Genomic DNA, 15,118 nt, shown 5'->3' on the forward strand with positions numbered 1-15,118 from the left:
GGGTCGAGATCGAACGCTGGGCGCAGGCACGCGGACCACGCCCGCCTGCGCCCAGGAGAACCACGGAACACCGCACCCCGCTGACACGACTTCCGCGAGCGCGCGCGGAACGGCGTGCCGGGGTGTTCAGATGACGCCGCGGACCGCTGCCTCGAAGCCGGCCACGTGGCCCTCGGCCAGTGCCGCGGCCTTCTCCGCGTCGCCCTCGATGACGGCCCGTAGCAGGGGCCCGTGTTCGTGCACGTGGCCCGCGAGGCCCGGCAGCCGGTCGAGGAACAGGCACCAGATGCGGGTGGCCAGGTTGTCGTACCGGATCAGCGTGTCCTCGAGGTAGGGATTGCGGGTCGCGGCGTAGATGGCGCGGTGCAGGGTCATGTCGAGCCGGATCAGGTCGGTGCCGACGTCGGACGCGTCCGCCAGCTGGGCCAGCAGCCCTTCCAGCGCGGCGCGGTCGGCCTCGCCGGCCCGCTGCGCCGCCAGGCCCGCGGCGAGCGGCTCCAGCTGTCTGCGCACCTCCGAGACATGCCCGAGGTCGGCGATCTGGACCTCGGTGGCGAAGGTCCCGCGCCGGGGGTAGGCGACGATCAGCCGTTCGTGTTCGAGGCGCTTGAGCGCTTCGCGGACCGGGGTGCGCCCGAAGCCGAGCTCCGCGGCGATCCGCTCGTCGTTGATGGGTTCGCCGGGGCGGATCCGAAGGGTCACCAGGCGGTCGGAGACGGCGCGATAGGCCTGGTCCGCCAGTGTCCCGGCGCCCTGCGCACCCGCGTCCTGACCTGCGCTCCGACCAGCGGCGGTCGATGAAGTCACGCGCAGCCCTCCCTTGACGCGAGCCGATCCGTCCTCTTAGCGTAGCGCAACAGCAGGTTGATATATCAGTCGCCTTCCAGTCGGTCCCCAGGTCCCACCAGGGAGCTCGCATGACTGCCCACGCCCCCGGCGCGCAAGCGGCCCGTTCCGCGGTTCTCAGCGCCCGGCTCGACGACTTCGACCCCGAGACCGCCACAGCCGTGGCCGCCGAACCGGCCAGGCGGCGCGGCACCCTGGAGATGATCGCGAGCGAGGGCTTCGCACCGCTCGCGGTGACGCAGGCCCAGGGCTCGGTCCTCGACTCCCCCGGTGCCCCGACATCCCCCGGCTCCCCCGACTCCCCGGGCATCCCCGACTCCCCGGACTCCCCCGACTCCCTGGGCTCCCCCGGCTCCCCCGGCTCCCTCGTCGACCCGCAGCTCGTGGCCGAGGAGGCCGCTCAGTGATGCACCAGCACCAGCGCACCAACACCCCTGCCACGCCCGGCGGCTCCGCTCCCGTCCCGCCCGGCGCCGGCCTGCCCGACCACCCGGACTTCCTGTGGCGCAACCCCGGCCCCAAGCGGTCGTACGACGTGGTCGTCGTCGGCGGCGGCGGGCACGGCCTGGCCACCGCCTACTACCTGGCGAAGAACCACGGCATCACGAACGTCGCCGTGCTGGAGAAGGGCTGGCTCGCGGGCGGCAACATGGCCCGCAACACCACGATCATCCGCTCCAACTACCTCTGGGACGAGAGCTCCGGCATCTACGAGCACTCCCTCAAGCTCTGGGAGACCCTGGAGGAGGACCTCGACTACCCGATCCTCTTCAGCCAGCGCGGTGTGCTCAACCTGGCCCACACCCTCCAGGACATCCGCGACAGCAAGCGCCGCGTCTACGCCAACCAGCTCAACGGCATCGACGCCGAGTGGCTGGAGCCCGACGAGGTCGCCAAGGTCTGCCCCATCGTCAACGTCTCACCGGACGTGCGGTACCCGGTGCTCGGCGCCACCTACCAGCCGCGTGCGGGCATCGCCAAGCACGACTACGTGGCGTGGGGCTTCGCCCGCAGGGCCGACGCGTACGGCATCGACCTGATCCAGGACTGCGAGGTCACCGGCCTCGACATCGTCGACGGCCGGGTGCGCGGGGTGCGGACCACGCGCGGTCCCATCGCCGCCGGGAAGGTCGCCCTCGCGGCGGCCGGGCACTCCTCGGTGCTGGCCGGCATGGCCGGGCTGCGGCTGCCGTTGCAGAGCCACCCCCTCCAGGCGCTGGTCTCGGAGCTCCTGGAACCGGTGCACCCGACCGTGGTGATGTCGAACGCCGTGCACGTGTACGTCTCCCAGGCGCACAAGGGCGAGCTGGTCATGGGCGCCGGCATCGACAGCTACAACGGCTACGGACAGCGCGGCGCCTTCCACATCCTGGAGCGTCAGATGGCCGCCGCCCTGGAGCTGTTCCCGGTCTTCGCCCGCGCCCACATGCTGCGCACCTGGGCCGGCATCGTCGACACCACCCCGGACGCCTCCCCCATCGTCGGCCTGACCCCCGTCGAGAACCTGTACCTCAACTGCGGCTGGGGCACCGGCGGTTTCAAGGCCACCCCGGGCGTCGGCTGGTGCTTCGCGCACACCGTCGCCACCGGCGAACCGCACCCCTACAACGCGCCCTTCACCCTCGACCGCTTCACCACCGGTGCCCTGGTCGACGAGCACGGCGCCGCCGCCGTCGCCCACTAGCCGAGGAGTACCGACATGCAGCTCATCACCTGCCCCTGGTGCGGTGACCGCGAGGAGGTCGAGTTCCACTACGGCGGTCAGGCGCACGTCGCCTACCCCGAGGACCCCTACGCGCTCGACGACGAGCAGTGGGCCCAGTACGTCTTCTTCCGCGACAACCCCAAGGGGCCGTTCGCCGAGCGGTGGGTGCACGCGGCCGGCTGCCGCCGCTGGTTCAACGCCCTGCGGGACACCGTCACCCACGAGTTCCTCGCCGTCTACGAGGCCGGCGCCGAGCGCCCTTCCGCCCGCCCTTCCCCCACGAGCACCGCGAAGGGCCAGGAGGCCACCCGATGAACACCCCCTTCCGCGCCCCCGGCCACGGTCGCGTCGACCGCGGCACCACCCTCACCTTCACCTTCGACGGCACCGCCTACACCGGCCACCCCGGTGACACCCTCGCCTCGGCGCTGCTCGCGGCGGGCGTGCACCAGGTGGCCCACGGCATCAGGTACGGCCGCCCGCGCGGTGTCCTGGCCGCCGGCGCCGAGGAACCCAACGCCCTCGTCCAGATCGAGTTCCCGTTCCCCGAACCGATGCTCACGGCCACCACCGTGGAGCTGTACGAGGGCCTGGTCGCCCGGGGCCTGTCGGGTCAGGGCAGGCTGAGCGGCGAGCCGGACACCGCCCGCTACGACACCATGCACGCCCACTGCGACGTCCTGGTCGTCGGCGCGGGCCCGGCGGGCCTGGCCGCCACCCTGGCCGCCGCCCGAGCCGGGGCCCGGGTGGTCCTCGTCGACGAACTCCCCGAGCCCGGCGGTTCGCTGCTCGGCAGCCAGGAACCGCTCGACGGCGCACCGGCCATGGAGTGGGTCGGCGCGGTCCTCGCGGAGCTCGACGGGCACGCGGACGTACGGGTCCTGCGTCGTACCACCGCCTTCGGCCACTACGACGACGGGCTCGTCCTCGCCCTGGAGAAGCGCACCGACCACCTCGGTGCCGCGGCGCCCGCGCACGTCTCCCGGCAGCGGATCTGGCGGATCCGCTCCCGGCAGGTCGTGTACGCCACCGGTGCCTACGAGCGTCCGATCGCCTTCGACAACAACGACCGCCCCGGGATCATGCTGGCCGGCTCGGCCCGCACCTACCTGAACCGCTTCGGCGTCCTGCCCGGCACGCGGGCGGTCGTCTTCACCACGAACGACAGCGCCTACCCGGCCGCGCTCGAACTGGCCGACGCGGGCGTGCGGATCGCCGCGGTGGCCGACGTGCGCGAGGAGGTGCCGGAGCACTGGCGCACCGCCTGCGCCGAAAGCGGCATCGCCGTCCGCGCGGGCCACGTCGTCGCCGGCACCAGCGGCATCGAGCGCGTCAGCCGCGCCCATGTCGCCTCGTTCGGGGCGGGACGGCTCGGCGAGCGGCACGGCGTCGACTGCGATCTGCTGCTGGTCTCCGGCGGCTGGAACCCGGCCGTCGCCCTGTTCAGCCAGGCCCGCGGCACCCTGCGCTACGACGCCGGGACCGGTGCCTTCGTCCCCGCGGGCGCGCCCGGCGGCGTCCGTACGGCGGGGGCGGCCGGCGGCACCTTCACCCTCGCCGGCTGTCTCGCGGACGGCGTGGCCGCGGCCGGGCAGGCCCTGTCGGCGCTCGGCAGGACCGTTCCGGAGACCGCCCTGCCGGTCACCGGCCCGCTCCCGGACGGGGCGCCGGCCCAGGTGCTGTGGCGGGTGCCGAGCCCGCGGGACGGCCACGACGACCAGGACGGCACGCTCCAGTTCGTCGACCTCCAGCGCGACGCGACCGTCTCCGACGTGCTGCGGGCGACCGGCGCGGGCCTGCGGTCGGTGGAGCACGTCAAGCGGTACACCACCATCGGCACCGCCCACGACCAGGGCCGTACCTCGGGCGTGATGACCTCGGGCATCGTCGCCGAGGCGCTGGGCGTGGACGTCGCCGAACTCGGCACCACCCGCTTCCGGCCGCCGGCCGTGCCGGTGTCCTTCGCCGCCCTGGCGGGCCGCAACCGCGGGGAGCTCTTCGACCCGGTCCGGGTGACCGCGCTGCACCCCTGGCACGTCGAGCACGGCGCCCTGTTCGAGAACGTCGGCCAGTGGAAGCGCCCCTGGTACTACCCGCGGGCCGGGGAGACCATCGAGGAGGCGGTGCAGCGGGAGTGCCGGGCCGCCCGCACCGGCGTCGCGATGATGGACGGCTCCACCCTCGGCAAGATCAATGTGCAGGGCCCGGACGCCGGCGTGCTGCTGGACCGGCTCTACACGAACCTGATGAGCACCCTCAAGGTGGGCCGGGTCCGCTACGGCGTGATGTGCGGCGTCGACGGCATGGCGATCGACGACGGCACCGTGATCCGGGTGGCCGAGCAGGAGTTCCTGCTGACCACGACCACCGGCAACGCGGCCAGGGTCCTGGAGTGGATGGAGGAGTGGCTTCAGACGGAGTGGCCCGACCTGCGGGTGCACCTCACCTCCGTCACCGAGCACTGGGTGACCATCCCCCTGGTCGGCCCCCGCTCCCGCGAGGTACTGGCCCTGGTGGCGCCGGACCTCGACGTGACCAACGAGGCCTTCCCCTTCATGTCCTGGCAGGACACCACCGTCGCCGGGGTGGCGGCCCGGGTCTGCCGGATCAGCTTCTCCGGTGAGCTCGCCTACGAGGTCAACGTGCCCGCCTGGTACGGCATCACGGTGTGGGAGGCCCTGCACGCGGCCGGGGACGCGTTCGGCATCACGGCGTACGGCACCGAGACGATGCACGTGCTGCGCGCCGAGAAGGCGTACCCGATCATCGGGCAGGACACCGACGGCACCGTCACCCCGCAGGACCTGGGCATGTCCTGGGTCGTGTCGAAGAAGAAGCCGGACTTCGTCGGCAAGCGGTCCTTCGCCCGTGCGGAGAACCGGCGTGAGGACCGTAAGCAACTGGTGGGCCTGCTGCCGGCCGACGAGCACGTGCTGCTTCCGGAAGGCGCCCAGATCATCGCCACCAGCGACATCCCGGCGCCCCCGGTGCCGATGCTGGGCCATGTCACCTCCAGCTACCGCAGTGACGCGCTCCAGCGGACGTTCGCCCTGGCCCTGGTGCGTTCGGGAACCCGGCGCATCGGCGAGACCCTCTACGTCCCGCTGGACGGCCGGACCGTCCCGGTGACCGTGACCGACCCCGTGCTCTTCGACAAGGAGGGAGCTCGCCGTGACGGTTGAGACCCCCGTCCGCTTCAGCCCGCTGTCCGCGTGGCAGGACACCCTGGCGCAGCTGCCCACCGGCATCCGGGTGCGGGAAGTGCCCCACCTGACCCAGCTCACCCTCCGTGCGAAGCCCGGCAGCGCCGCGGCGCGGGCCGTCGAGGCCTGCCTGGGCGTCCCCCTGCCCGGCCCGGTGCGCGCCGAACTCTCCGGTGACGTCGAGGTGTTGTGGATGGGCCCGGACGAATGGCTGCTGGTGGCTCCGGACGGCCGGGCGGACGACCTCCGCGCGCGGCTGCGGTCCGCCGTCGGCGACGAGTTCGCCACCGTCACCGACGTCTCGGCGCAGCGCACCACACTGGCCCTGTCCGGGCCCCTCGTCCGCCCGGTGCTGGCCCAGGGCTGCGCCGTGGACCTGGACCCGCGGGTCACACCGGCCGGCTCCTGCCCGACCACGCTGCTGGCCCAGGCCCCGGTGACCCTCGTGGTCCGCGACGACGCGCCGGCCCCCGACGTCCGGCTGCTGGTCCGCGCCTCCTTCGCCGCGTACCTGGCCGCCTGGCTGGTCGACGCCTGCACCGAACACCGCTGAGGAGCCCCGCATGAAGACCGAGTTCGTCCTCACCCTCAGCTGCCCCGAGCGCCCCGGCATCCTGCACGCCGTGACGTCGTTCCTGCTCGGGCACGGCTGTGACATCACCGAGCACCAGCAGTTCGACGACGCGGACCACGGCATCGTGTTCCTGCGCACCAGTTTCGCGGCCCCCGACCCGGCGGCGACCCTGGGCCGGCTGCGGGCGGACTTCACGCCCGTGGCCGCCGAGTTCGGCATGGAGTGGCAGCTCAGGGATGCCGCGGTCAAGCCGCGGGTGCTGGTGATGGTGTCCCGGTTCGACCACTGCCTGGCCGACCTGCTCTACCGGTGGCGCAGTGCCGCCCTGGACGCCGAGATCGTCCTGGTGGTCTCCAACCACCCCGACCTGGAGCCGCTGGCGGCTGCCGAGGGCGTACCGTTCGCGCACGTCCCGGTCACGGCCGCCACCAAGCCGCAGGCGGAGGCGCGGCTGCTCGCCCTGGTCGAGGAGCACCAGGTCGACCTGGTGGTCCTCGCCCGCTACATGCAGGTGCTCTCCGACGACCTGTGCAAGCGGCTGGAGGGCCGGGCCATCAACATCCACCACTCCTTCCTGCCGAGTTTCGCCGGGGCCAAGCCGTACCACCAGGCGCACCGGCGCGGGGTGAAGCTCGTCGGGGCGACCGCCCACTACGTCACGGCGGACCTGGACGAGGGGCCGATCATCGAGCAGGAGATCATCCGGGTCGACCACCGGGCCGGCGCCGAACGGCTCGTCACCGTGGGCCGGGACGCCGAACGCCTGGCACTGGCCCGTGCCGTCAACTGGCACTGCCAGGGCCGTGTCCTGATCCACGGCAACCGGACGGTGGTCTTCAGCTGACGGGGCGGCCACGGCGTGCCGCGCCGAGGCGGGCGCAGTGGTCGAGCAGGCCGGGCGCGTCCCCGGCGGCCGGGTCGACGGCCTGCCCGGCCGGGGAGCCCCGGAGCAGGCGTTCGGCGTGGCCGGGCGCGCGCCGGCCGCGCCAGGGTCACGCGCCGGGTGGCGCGCACTCGATGTCGGGGATCTCCGTGGCGGCCGCGGTAGGCAGACCGGGCGCGGAGGCGGCGCGCTCGTCGTGCCCGCGGGCGGCGTGGATCCGCAGCAGCCCTTCGATGCCGCGCAGCAAGGTGTCGCCGGCGAGGACGGGGTCGCCCAGGTAGCCGGCGCTCATCGCGCCGTCGCGGAGCATCACGAAGTGCCGTCCGGCGTGCTCGGCCTCCGCGGCCGTGATCTCGGCGAACAGTCCGGTGATCGTCCGGAGGAACCATGCGCGGTGTCGCACGACGGCGCGGTGGACCGGGTGGTCCGGATCGGGGAACTCCGCCGCCGCGTTGAGGAAGGCGCATCCGCGGTAACCGGGCGAGCGGATCTGCTCGACCAGGGAGGCGCCGATGCCCCGCAGGATGCCGTCGGCCGGCACGTCCGCGGCCGTCAGGGCGCCGATCTGGGTGCGGATCGCCTCGTCGACGCTTCCGATGTAGGCGACGGCGAGGTCTTCCTTGCTGCGGAAGTGGCGGTAGAAGGTGGCGTTGGTGACCTTCGACTCGGCGACCAGACGGTCGACGCCCACCGTGTGCAGGCCTTCCGTGTAGAAGAGCTGCCCGGCGGTCCTCAGGAGCCGTTCCCGGGCCTCGGAGACCCGCCTGCCGGTGCCTGTGCCGGCCTCCGTCTTCGTCATGCCGTCCATGGTAGCGGGTAGAACGCTCTCTCTTGTTTCCACGGGACAGGTGTGCCAGGCTGCGGACAAGAGAGAACGTTCTCTCTACTTCTCTCTACTTCCTGGTCGTGTTTCGCAGTCACTGGAGAACCCATGGCATCCACCGTCTCCGCCGAACCCCTCGGCGCCACGCCCGCTCTGCGCCGCCTGTACGTCACCCGCTTCGTCTTCGCGATCGCGTGGGCCGCGCTCCTGCTGCTGTCCGGCTCCGAACTCACCGTCGCGGCCAGGCTGCTGCTGTTCCTCTATCCCGCCTTCGATGTGGCCGCGGCCGTCGTCGACGCCAGGTCGGCGCGCACCGCCGGGCCGGTCAGGGCCCTGTACGCCAACATGGCCGCCAGCGTGCTCGCCGCCGTCGGCATCGCGGTCGCCGGCGCCTCGGGCGTCGCCGACGTGCTGCGCGTCTGGGGCGCGTGGGCGGTCGTCTCCGGCCTGATCCAGCTCCTCGTGGGCGTCGCGCGCCGGCCGATGGGCGGCCAGTGGGCCATGATCCTCAGCGGCGGCATCTCCGTCCTCGCCGGCGCGTCCTTCGTCCGAAGCGCCTCCCAGGACGACCCCTCACTGACCGCCCTGGCCGGCTACGCCACTCTCGGCGGGATCTTCTTCCTCGTCTCGGCGATCCGCCTCCCCCGCCCGGGCCGCGGGGACTGAGAACCCCCGTGACCCGCTACAGCCCCACGATCTTGTTCCAGCGCCTGGCGAAGTCCACCCGTTCGGTCGAGGTGATGTCCCGGGCGATGGCGAGGCGCTTGCGCATCTCGGCGTTCGGGAAGATCAGCGGGTTGTCGGCGAGGGCCGCGGTGTCCTTGTCCCCGGAGTCGGCGAGGACGTGCTGGGCCGCCGGGACGGGGCAGACGTAGTTGACCCAGGCGGCCAGCTCGGCGGCGACCGCCGGCTCGTAGTAGTAGTCGATGAGGCGTTCCGCGTTGGCCTTGTGGGCGGCGCGGTCCGGGATCATCAGGGAGTCCGACCACAGCTCCGCGCCCTCCTCGGGGACGACGAAGCGGATGTCGGGGTTGTCGGCCTGGAGCTGGATGACGTCACCGGAGTACGCCTGACAGGCCAGGACGTCACCGCTGACCAGGTCCTTCGTGTAGTCGTTGCCCGTGAAGCGGCGGATCTGGCCCCGGTCGACCTGCTTCTGCACCTCGTCGCAGACGTCGTAGAAGTCGTCGGCCGTCCACTTGGTGATGTCCACGCCGTTGCCCTGCATGAGCAGCGCGAACGCCTCGTCGAGGCCGGAGAGGAGGGTCACCCGGCCCCTGAGGTCACTCGCCCACAGGTCCTTGACGTGCCGGATCTCGCGGCCCAGCTTGCGGCGGTCGTAGGCGATGCCGGTGATGCCCGACTGCCACGGGACGGTGTGGAGACGGCCCGGGTCGAAGGCGGGGGTGCGCAGCAGCGGGTCCAGGTACTTCGCGACGTTCGGCTGGTGGGCGCGGTCCATCCGCTGGACCCACCCCAGGCGGACGAACCGCGCGCACATCCAGTCGCTGATGACGATGAGGTCCCGGCCGGTGGACTGGTGGTTCATCAGCGCGGGGCTGATCTTGCCGAAGAACTCGTCGTTGTCGTTGATCTCCTCGATGTAGTCGACGGAGATCCCGGTGCGCTTCTCGAAGGCGTCGAGGGTGGGCCGCTTGTTCGGGTTGTCGTCGGCGACGTCGATGTACAGCGGCCAGTTCGCGAAGACGAGCCTGTGGTCCTCGGCGGACAGGTCGGTCACGGCACGGTCGCCGGCCTTGACGTAGGCGGCGGGCACCCCGCAGCCCGCCAGCGCGCCCAGCGCGGCGGTGCCGCCGAGAGCGCGCAACAGGGAGCGACGGGAGAGCGGGAGGTTCTTCGCTGAGAAGGGCATTGCCGCAGGATGTCGCCCCGGGCGCCGGGCCGACAATCGACGCTGCGTCGAGTGTGCGCGCTCAGGCCCCGGACACCTTGTCGACACCGCCGCCTCCATGCGCCCTGAAGGGGCGCGGGGAACTGTGCGGCCAGCCCCCGCGCGCCCGCAGCCGACCTACGACCTCCCGCGGCCCCCGGCTTACGCGTCCAGCGAGGTCATCACGTGCTTGATCCGCGTGTAGTCCTCGAACCCGTACCCGGACAGGTCCTTGCCGTACCCGGACTTCTTGAAGCCGCCGTGCGGCATCTCCGCGACCAGCGGGATGTGCGTGTTGATCCACACGCAGCCGAAGTCCAGCCGCTTGGACATCCGCATCGCACGCCCGTGGTCCTTCGTCCACACGGACGACGCCAGCGCGTACTCGACGCCGTTGGCCCACTCGACGGCCTGGTCCTCGTCCGAGAAGGACTGGACGGTGATGACCGGCCCGAAGACCTCCTGCTGGATGATCTCGTCGTCCTGCTTCAGGCCGGAGACGACGGTCGGCGCGTAGAAGTACCCCTTGTCACCGACCCGCTGACCGCCGGTCTCGACCTTGGCGTGGGCGGGCAGCCGCTCGATGAAGCCGGAGACCTGCTTGAGCTGGTTGGGGTTGTTCAGGGGGCCGAAGAGCACGTCCTCGTCGTCCGGCTGCCCGGTCTTCGTCTCGGCCGCGGCCTTCGCGAGCGCGGCCACGAACTCGTCGTGGATCGACTCGTGCACCAGCACCCGGGTCGCCGCCGTACAGTCCTGGCCGGCGTTGAAGAAGCCCGCCACGGAGATGTCCTCGACGGCCTTGGCGATGTCGGTGTCCCCGAAGACGACGACCGGCGCCTTGCCGCCCAGCTCCAGGTGGACCCGCTTGAGGTCCTTGGACGCGGACTCGGCGACCTGCATGCCGGCGCGCACGGAGCCGGTGATGGACGCCATCGCCGGGACCGGGTGCTCGACCATCAGGCGGCCCGTGTCACGGTCACCGGTGACGACGTTGAAGACGCCCTTCGGCAGGATCCCGCCGATGATCTCGGCCATCAGGACGGTGGAGGCCGGGGTGGTGTCGGACGGCTTCAGCACGACCGTGTTGCCCGCCGCGATCGCCGGCGCGAACTTCCACACGGCCATCATCATCGGGTAGTTCCACGGCGCGACCTGCGCGCAGACACCGACCGGCTCGCGGCGGACGATGGAGGTCATCCCCTCCATGTACTCGCCGGCCGCACGGCCCTCCAGCATCCGGGCCGCCCCGGCGAAGAACCGGATCTGGTCCACCATCGGCGGGATCTCCTCGGAGCGGGTGAGCCCGGTCGGCTTGCCCGTGTTCTCCACCTCGGCCGCGATGAGCTCCTCGGCCCGCTCCTCGAACGCGTCGGCGATCTTCAGCAACGCCTTCTGCCGCTCGGCGGGCGTGGTGTCGCGCCAGCCCGGGAAGGCCGCGGCCGCGGCCGCCATCGCCGCGTCGACGTCGGCCTCGCCGGACAGCGGGGCGGTGGCGTAGGCCTCGCCGGTCGCCGGGTTGACCACCTCGGTGGTCCGTCCGTCGGCGGCGTCCCGGAACTCACCGTCGATGTAATTGCGCAGACGACGCAGCTCGGTGCTCACTGCCGGCCCTCCAAGTTCGGGTGTCCATTGACTGAGACACCCACAGTAATCCGAGATCCCACGTTTTCAACACCCCTGCCGCCGCCGAGTCTGCGAAATCCGCAATCTCGGCCACCCCAAACAACGAATTTCATTGATACGGCCTTGCGGAACCGTCGAGACGTCGTGCACAGTGAGGTCGTGGCCAGTCGAAGCGCAGACCAGAGGGACTCGTCCCGCGAGTCCAGAAGCGGCACCCCCCAGCTGGATGCCGTCTCCCTCGCCATCATCCAGCAGCTCCAGGAGGACGGCCGCCGGCCGTACGCCGCGATCGGCAAGGCCGTCGGCCTGTCGGAGGCGGCCGTGCGGCAGCGCGTCCAGAAGCTGCTGGACCAGGGCGTCATGCAGATCGTCGCCGTCACGGACCCGCTCACCGTGGGCTTCCGCCGGCAGGCGATGGTCGGCATCAACGTCGAGGGCGATGTCGAGTCGATCGCGGACGCGCTGACGGCCATGTCGGAAGTCGAGTACGTGGTGATGACCGCGGGCTCGTTCGACATCCTCGCGGAGATCGTCTGCGAGGACGACGACCACCTGCTGGACGTCATCAACAAACGCATCCGGGCGCTGCCCGGCGTGCGCTCCACCGAAAGCTTCGTCTACCTGAAGCTGAAGAAGCAGACCTACATGTGGGGAACCCGATAACCGTGAGCCAGAAGGACCTCAGCCGCACCGCGTACGACCACCTGTGGATGCACTTCACCCGCATGTCCTCGTACGAGAACGCCCCCGTCCCGACCATCGTCCGGGGCGAGGGCACCTACATCTACGACGACAAGGGCAAGCGCTACCTCGACGGTCTCGCGGGCCTGTTCGTGGTCCAGGCCGGTCACGGCCGCACCGAACTCGCCGAGACCGCGTTCAAGCAGGCGCAGGAGCTGGCCTTCTTCCCGGTGTGGTCCTACGCCCACCCGAAGGCCGTCGAGCTCGCGGAGCGGCTGGCCGACCACGCCCCCGGCGACCTGAACAAGGTCTTCTTCACCACCGGCGGCGGCGAGGCCGTCGAGACCGCCTGGAAGCTGGCCAAGCAGTACTTCAAGCTCCAGGGCAAGCCGACCAAGTACAAGGTCATCTCCCGCGCGGTCGCCTACCACGGCACCCCGCAGGGCGCCCTGTCGATCACCGGTCTGCCGGCGCTGAAGGCCCCCTTCGAGCCGCTCGTCCCCGGTGCCCACAAGGTCCCGAACACCAACATCTACCGCGCCCCGATCCACGGCGACGACCCGGAGGCCTTCGGCCGCTGGGCCGCCGACCAGATCGAGCAGCAGATCCTCTTCGAGGGCCCCGAGACCGTCGCCGCGGTCTTCCTGGAGCCGGTCCAGAACGCGGGCGGCTGCTTCCCGCCCCCGCCCGGCTACTTCCAGCGCGTGCGCGAGATCTGCGACCAGTACGACGTGCTGCTCGTCTCCGACGAGGTCATCTGCGCCTTCGGCCGCCTGGGCACGATGTTCGCCTGCGACAAGTTCGGCTACGTCCCGGACATGATCACCTGCGCCAAGGGCATGACCTCGGGCTACTCCCCGATCGGCGCGTGCATCGTCTCCGACCGCGTCGCCGAGCCGTTCTACAAGGGCGACAACACCTTCCTGCACGGCTACACCTTCGGCGGCCACCCGGTCTCCGCGGCCGTCGGCCTCGCCAACCTCGACCTGTTCGAGCGCGAGAACCTCAACCAGCACGTCCTGGACAACGAGGGCGCCTTCCTCTCCACCCTGCAGAAGCTGCACGACCTGCCGATCGTCGGCGACGTCCGCGGCAACGGCTTCTTCTACGGCATCGAGCTGGTCAAGGACAAGGCGACCAAGGAGTCCTTCAACGACGAGGAGACCGAGCGCGTCCTGTACGGCTTCCTCTCCAAGGCCCTCTTCGACAACGGCCTGTACTGCCGTGCCGACGACCGCGGCGACCCGGTCGTCCAGCTCGCCCCGCCGCTGATCTCCAACCAGGAGACCTTCGACGAGATCGAGCAGATCCTGCGCGCCACGCTGACGGAGGCCTGGACGAAGCTCTGAGCCTCGGGCCGCTGAGCCCCGCACCTCTGATCAGCTGATCAACACCGGCCCCGGCGCCGTCCGTTCGAGTGAGAACGGCGGCCCGGGGCCGTGTGCTTCCCCGGCACCGCCCGCCGACCCGCCTAGCGTGCACGTGACCGATCGGCCCAGCCTCTCGTTCCCCCGGACGTGGGAAGGCACGGCAAAACGGATCAGAACCGAGGTGTACGCCCATGGAGGCCCCGCCGGACAACGACGTGCTGTGGGCACGCGCCCTGCACTTCCGCCACCAGGACGGCTCGCCCGGGATCACCGGTGTCTCGCTCGCCGTGCGGGAGGGCGAGATCCTCGCCGTCAGCGGTCCGCGCGGCAGCGGCAAGACGACACTGCTGAGGTGCCTCGCCGGTCTGACGCCGGTGCAGGACGGGGAGGTCTGGTTCAACAGCACGGCCGTGCACCGCATGGGCCCGCTGACCCGCGAACGGCTGCGCCGCGACCGCTTCGGCTGGATCGACCCCGTCCCGGCCCTCGTCCCCGAGCTGAACGTCTGGGAGAACACCGCCCTGCCCCTGATGCTGCGGGGCACCGGCCGCCGCCGGGCCAAGGTGGCGGCGCTGGAGTGGCTGGACCGCCTGGACGTCGGCGACCGGGCCCGCAGGCGCCCGGCGGAGCTCCAGCAGGCCGAACGGCAGCGGGTCGCCATCGCCCGCGCGCTGGCCCCCGCCCCCACGATCCTCTTCGCGGACGAGCCGACGGCCCCGCTGCACCGCGCCGACCGCGCCCACGTGCTGCGCACCCTCACCACGGCGGCGCGCTCGCACGGCATCACGGTCGTCCTCGCCACCCACGACGCGGAGACGGCGGCCCTCGCCGACCGCAGGGTCCCGCTGCTCGACGGACGCCGGGTGAACACGGTCCAGCTGCCGCCGGCCCCCGAAGCGGAAGGCCGGGCCGAGTGCTCGCTCTCCGCCTGACCCGCGTCGCCCACCCGGCCGTCCAGCTGCGCCGCCTCATGGTGGCCACGGCGGCGGCGGGCACGGGCTTTCTCCTCCTTTCCGCCCTCGGCTACGCGATCACCCACCCCACCCACACGACGGCGGCGCTGCTGCGGCTCTCCTGGTGCGTGGTCCCGCTCGCCGCCACGGTGTACCTGGCGCTGGCGGTGGCCCGCACCGACCCCGGCACCCGGCCGCGCCCAGGTCTGTCGGCCCTCGGCCTCGGTCCGGGCCGCCTGATGGCCGTCGCCGCCCTCAACACGGCCCTCGCGTGCACCCTGGGCTCCCTGCTGGCCCTGGCCGTCTTCCTGCACCTGCGCGGCGACCTCACGGGCATGCCGTTCGACGGCGCGGCCAAGGACTTCCTGGCCGCGAACCGGCCCCTCCCGCTGCCGGCCGCCCTGACCCTCCTGACGGTGCCCCCGCTGCTGGCGTCCACAGCAGTGGCCCTGACCCTCCGCCCCCGCGATCTCCCGCCCACCCCGCACCACACCCGCCTGCACACCTTCCTCCCCTTCCACCGCACCCCCCCCACCGGCCCCACAACGGGCCCCCGCCCCACGCCG

Annotated in this window: 14 protein-coding genes and 1 pseudogene; 11 read left to right on the forward strand and 4 right to left on the reverse strand. The window is 71.8% G+C overall.

All coding sequences use genetic code 11. The annotated features are described in order from the left end of the window. Positions 1–126: 126 nt before the first annotated feature. Positions 127–741: a GntR family transcriptional regulator gene (locus tag MB828_RS11245; protein WP_301648035.1), complete on the reverse strand. Its 615-nt coding sequence runs from the start codon at positions 739–741 to the stop codon at positions 127–129. 176 nt (positions 742–917) lie between these two features. Between MB828_RS11245 and MB828_RS11250 the strand changes: the two genes are divergently transcribed. Genes MB828_RS11250 through purU form a run of 6 tightly spaced genes read left to right on the forward strand, consistent with a single transcriptional unit; the run spans position 918 to position 7,172 of the window. Continuing rightward, complete coding sequence (locus MB828_RS11250; protein WP_301648027.1) at positions 918–1,253, forward strand: hypothetical protein; 336 nt, start codon at positions 918–920, stop codon at positions 1,251–1,253. Next, a complete protein-coding gene (locus MB828_RS11255; RefSeq protein WP_301648028.1) occupies positions 1,253–2,530 on the forward strand; it encodes a sarcosine oxidase subunit beta family protein in 1,278 nt (425 codons plus the stop codon). The genes MB828_RS11250 and MB828_RS11255 overlap by 1 nt, the downstream gene beginning before the upstream one ends. Positions 2,531–2,545: 15 nt before the next feature. After that, positions 2,546–2,866 carry a sarcosine oxidase subunit delta gene (locus MB828_RS46835; protein ID WP_430381359.1) on the forward strand — a complete coding sequence of 107 codons (321 nt, stop codon included), beginning with the start codon at positions 2,546–2,548 and terminating at the stop codon, positions 2,864–2,866. After that, positions 2,863–5,733 carry a 2Fe-2S iron-sulfur cluster-binding protein gene (locus MB828_RS11260; protein ID WP_430381360.1) on the forward strand — a complete coding sequence of 957 codons (2,871 nt, stop codon included), beginning with the start codon at positions 2,863–2,865 and terminating at the stop codon, positions 5,731–5,733. The genes MB828_RS46835 and MB828_RS11260 overlap by 4 nt, the downstream gene beginning before the upstream one ends. Then, positions 5,723–6,307: a sarcosine oxidase subunit gamma gene (locus tag MB828_RS11265; protein WP_301648029.1), complete on the forward strand. Its 585-nt coding sequence runs from the start codon at positions 5,723–5,725 to the stop codon at positions 6,305–6,307. Before MB828_RS11260 ends, MB828_RS11265 begins: the two co-directional genes overlap by 11 nt. Positions 6,308–6,317: 10 nt before the next feature. Continuing rightward, positions 6,318–7,172 carry a formyltetrahydrofolate deformylase gene (purU, locus tag MB828_RS11270; RefSeq protein WP_301648030.1) on the forward strand — a complete coding sequence of 285 codons (855 nt, stop codon included), beginning with the start codon at positions 6,318–6,320 and terminating at the stop codon, positions 7,170–7,172. Between the two features lie 148 nt (positions 7,173–7,320). On the opposite strand, the gene MB828_RS11275 is transcribed toward purU, so the two are convergent. Further along, the gene (locus MB828_RS11275; protein ID WP_301648031.1) at positions 7,321–8,019 is read right to left on the reverse strand and encodes a TetR/AcrR family transcriptional regulator; all 699 of its coding nucleotides are present in this window, start codon (positions 8,017–8,019) and stop codon (positions 7,321–7,323) included. A gap of 123 nt (positions 8,020–8,142) precedes the next feature. On the opposite strand from MB828_RS11275, the gene MB828_RS11280 reads away from it, so the two are divergent. Then, positions 8,143–8,700, forward strand: coding sequence for a hypothetical protein (locus tag MB828_RS11280; protein WP_133027337.1), 558 nt, complete (start codon positions 8,143–8,145; stop codon positions 8,698–8,700). Positions 8,701–8,716: 16 nt separating this feature from the next. Here MB828_RS11280 and MB828_RS11285 read toward each other — a convergent pair whose 3' ends face one another. Next, on the reverse strand, positions 8,717–9,907 hold the full coding sequence (locus MB828_RS11285; RefSeq protein WP_301648032.1) for a polyamine ABC transporter substrate-binding protein: 1,191 nt from the start codon (positions 9,905–9,907) through the stop codon (positions 8,717–8,719). A gap of 180 nt (positions 9,908–10,087) precedes the next feature. Continuing rightward, complete coding sequence (locus MB828_RS11290) at positions 10,088–11,527, reverse strand: gamma-aminobutyraldehyde dehydrogenase (protein ID WP_301648033.1); 1,440 nt, start codon at positions 11,525–11,527, stop codon at positions 10,088–10,090. Between the two features lie 165 nt (positions 11,528–11,692). Between MB828_RS11290 and MB828_RS11295 the strand changes: the two genes are divergently transcribed. The 4 genes and pseudogenes from MB828_RS11295 to MB828_RS11310 all read left to right on the forward strand — a co-directional run. Beyond that, positions 11,693–12,211, forward strand: a complete 519-nt coding sequence (locus MB828_RS11295) for an Lrp/AsnC family transcriptional regulator (RefSeq protein ID WP_133027334.1) — start codon at positions 11,693–11,695, stop codon at positions 12,209–12,211. Then, positions 12,196–13,578, forward strand: a complete 1,383-nt coding sequence (locus MB828_RS11300; RefSeq protein WP_133027333.1) for an aspartate aminotransferase family protein — start codon at positions 12,196–12,198, stop codon at positions 13,576–13,578. Before MB828_RS11295 ends, MB828_RS11300 begins: the two co-directional genes overlap by 16 nt. A 212-nt stretch (positions 13,579–13,790) precedes the next feature. Beyond that, the gene (locus tag MB828_RS11305; protein ID WP_133027332.1) at positions 13,791–14,531 is read left to right on the forward strand and encodes an ABC transporter ATP-binding protein; all 741 of its coding nucleotides are present in this window, start codon (positions 13,791–13,793) and stop codon (positions 14,529–14,531) included. Further along, positions 14,513–15,118: pseudogene (locus MB828_RS11310) on the forward strand (hypothetical protein); the annotation flags it as partial. The gene MB828_RS11305 and the pseudogene MB828_RS11310, both read left to right, overlap by 19 nt.

The sequence above is a fragment of the Streptomyces arenae genome (genome assembly GCF_022343545.1).
GTDB lineage: Bacteria > Actinomycetota > Actinomycetes > Streptomycetales > Streptomycetaceae > Streptomyces > Streptomyces humi.

Coding starts and splice junctions, on each gene's coding strand:
- purU (WP_301648030.1), top strand. CDS start 6,318: ATGAAGACCGAGTTCGTCCTCACCCTCAGCTGCCCCGAGCGCCCCGGC.
- MB828_RS11255 (WP_301648028.1), top strand. CDS start 1,253: ATGCACCAGCACCAGCGCACCAACACCCCTGCCACGCCCGGCGGCTCC.
- MB828_RS11280 (WP_133027337.1), top strand. CDS start 8,143: ATGGCATCCACCGTCTCCGCCGAACCCCTCGGCGCCACGCCCGCTCTG.
- MB828_RS11305 (WP_133027332.1), top strand. CDS start 13,791: ATGGAGGCCCCGCCGGACAACGACGTGCTGTGGGCACGCGCCCTGCAC.
- MB828_RS11250 (WP_301648027.1), top strand. CDS start 918: ATGACTGCCCACGCCCCCGGCGCGCAAGCGGCCCGTTCCGCGGTTCTC.
- MB828_RS46835 (WP_430381359.1), top strand. CDS start 2,546: ATGCAGCTCATCACCTGCCCCTGGTGCGGTGACCGCGAGGAGGTCGAG.
- MB828_RS11260 (WP_430381360.1), top strand. CDS start 2,863: ATGAACACCCCCTTCCGCGCCCCCGGCCACGGTCGCGTCGACCGCGGC.
- MB828_RS11275 (WP_301648031.1), bottom strand. CDS start 8,019: ATGGACGGCATGACGAAGACGGAGGCCGGCACAGGCACCGGCAGGCGG.
- MB828_RS11285 (WP_301648032.1), bottom strand. CDS start 9,907: ATGCCCTTCTCAGCGAAGAACCTCCCGCTCTCCCGTCGCTCCCTGTTG.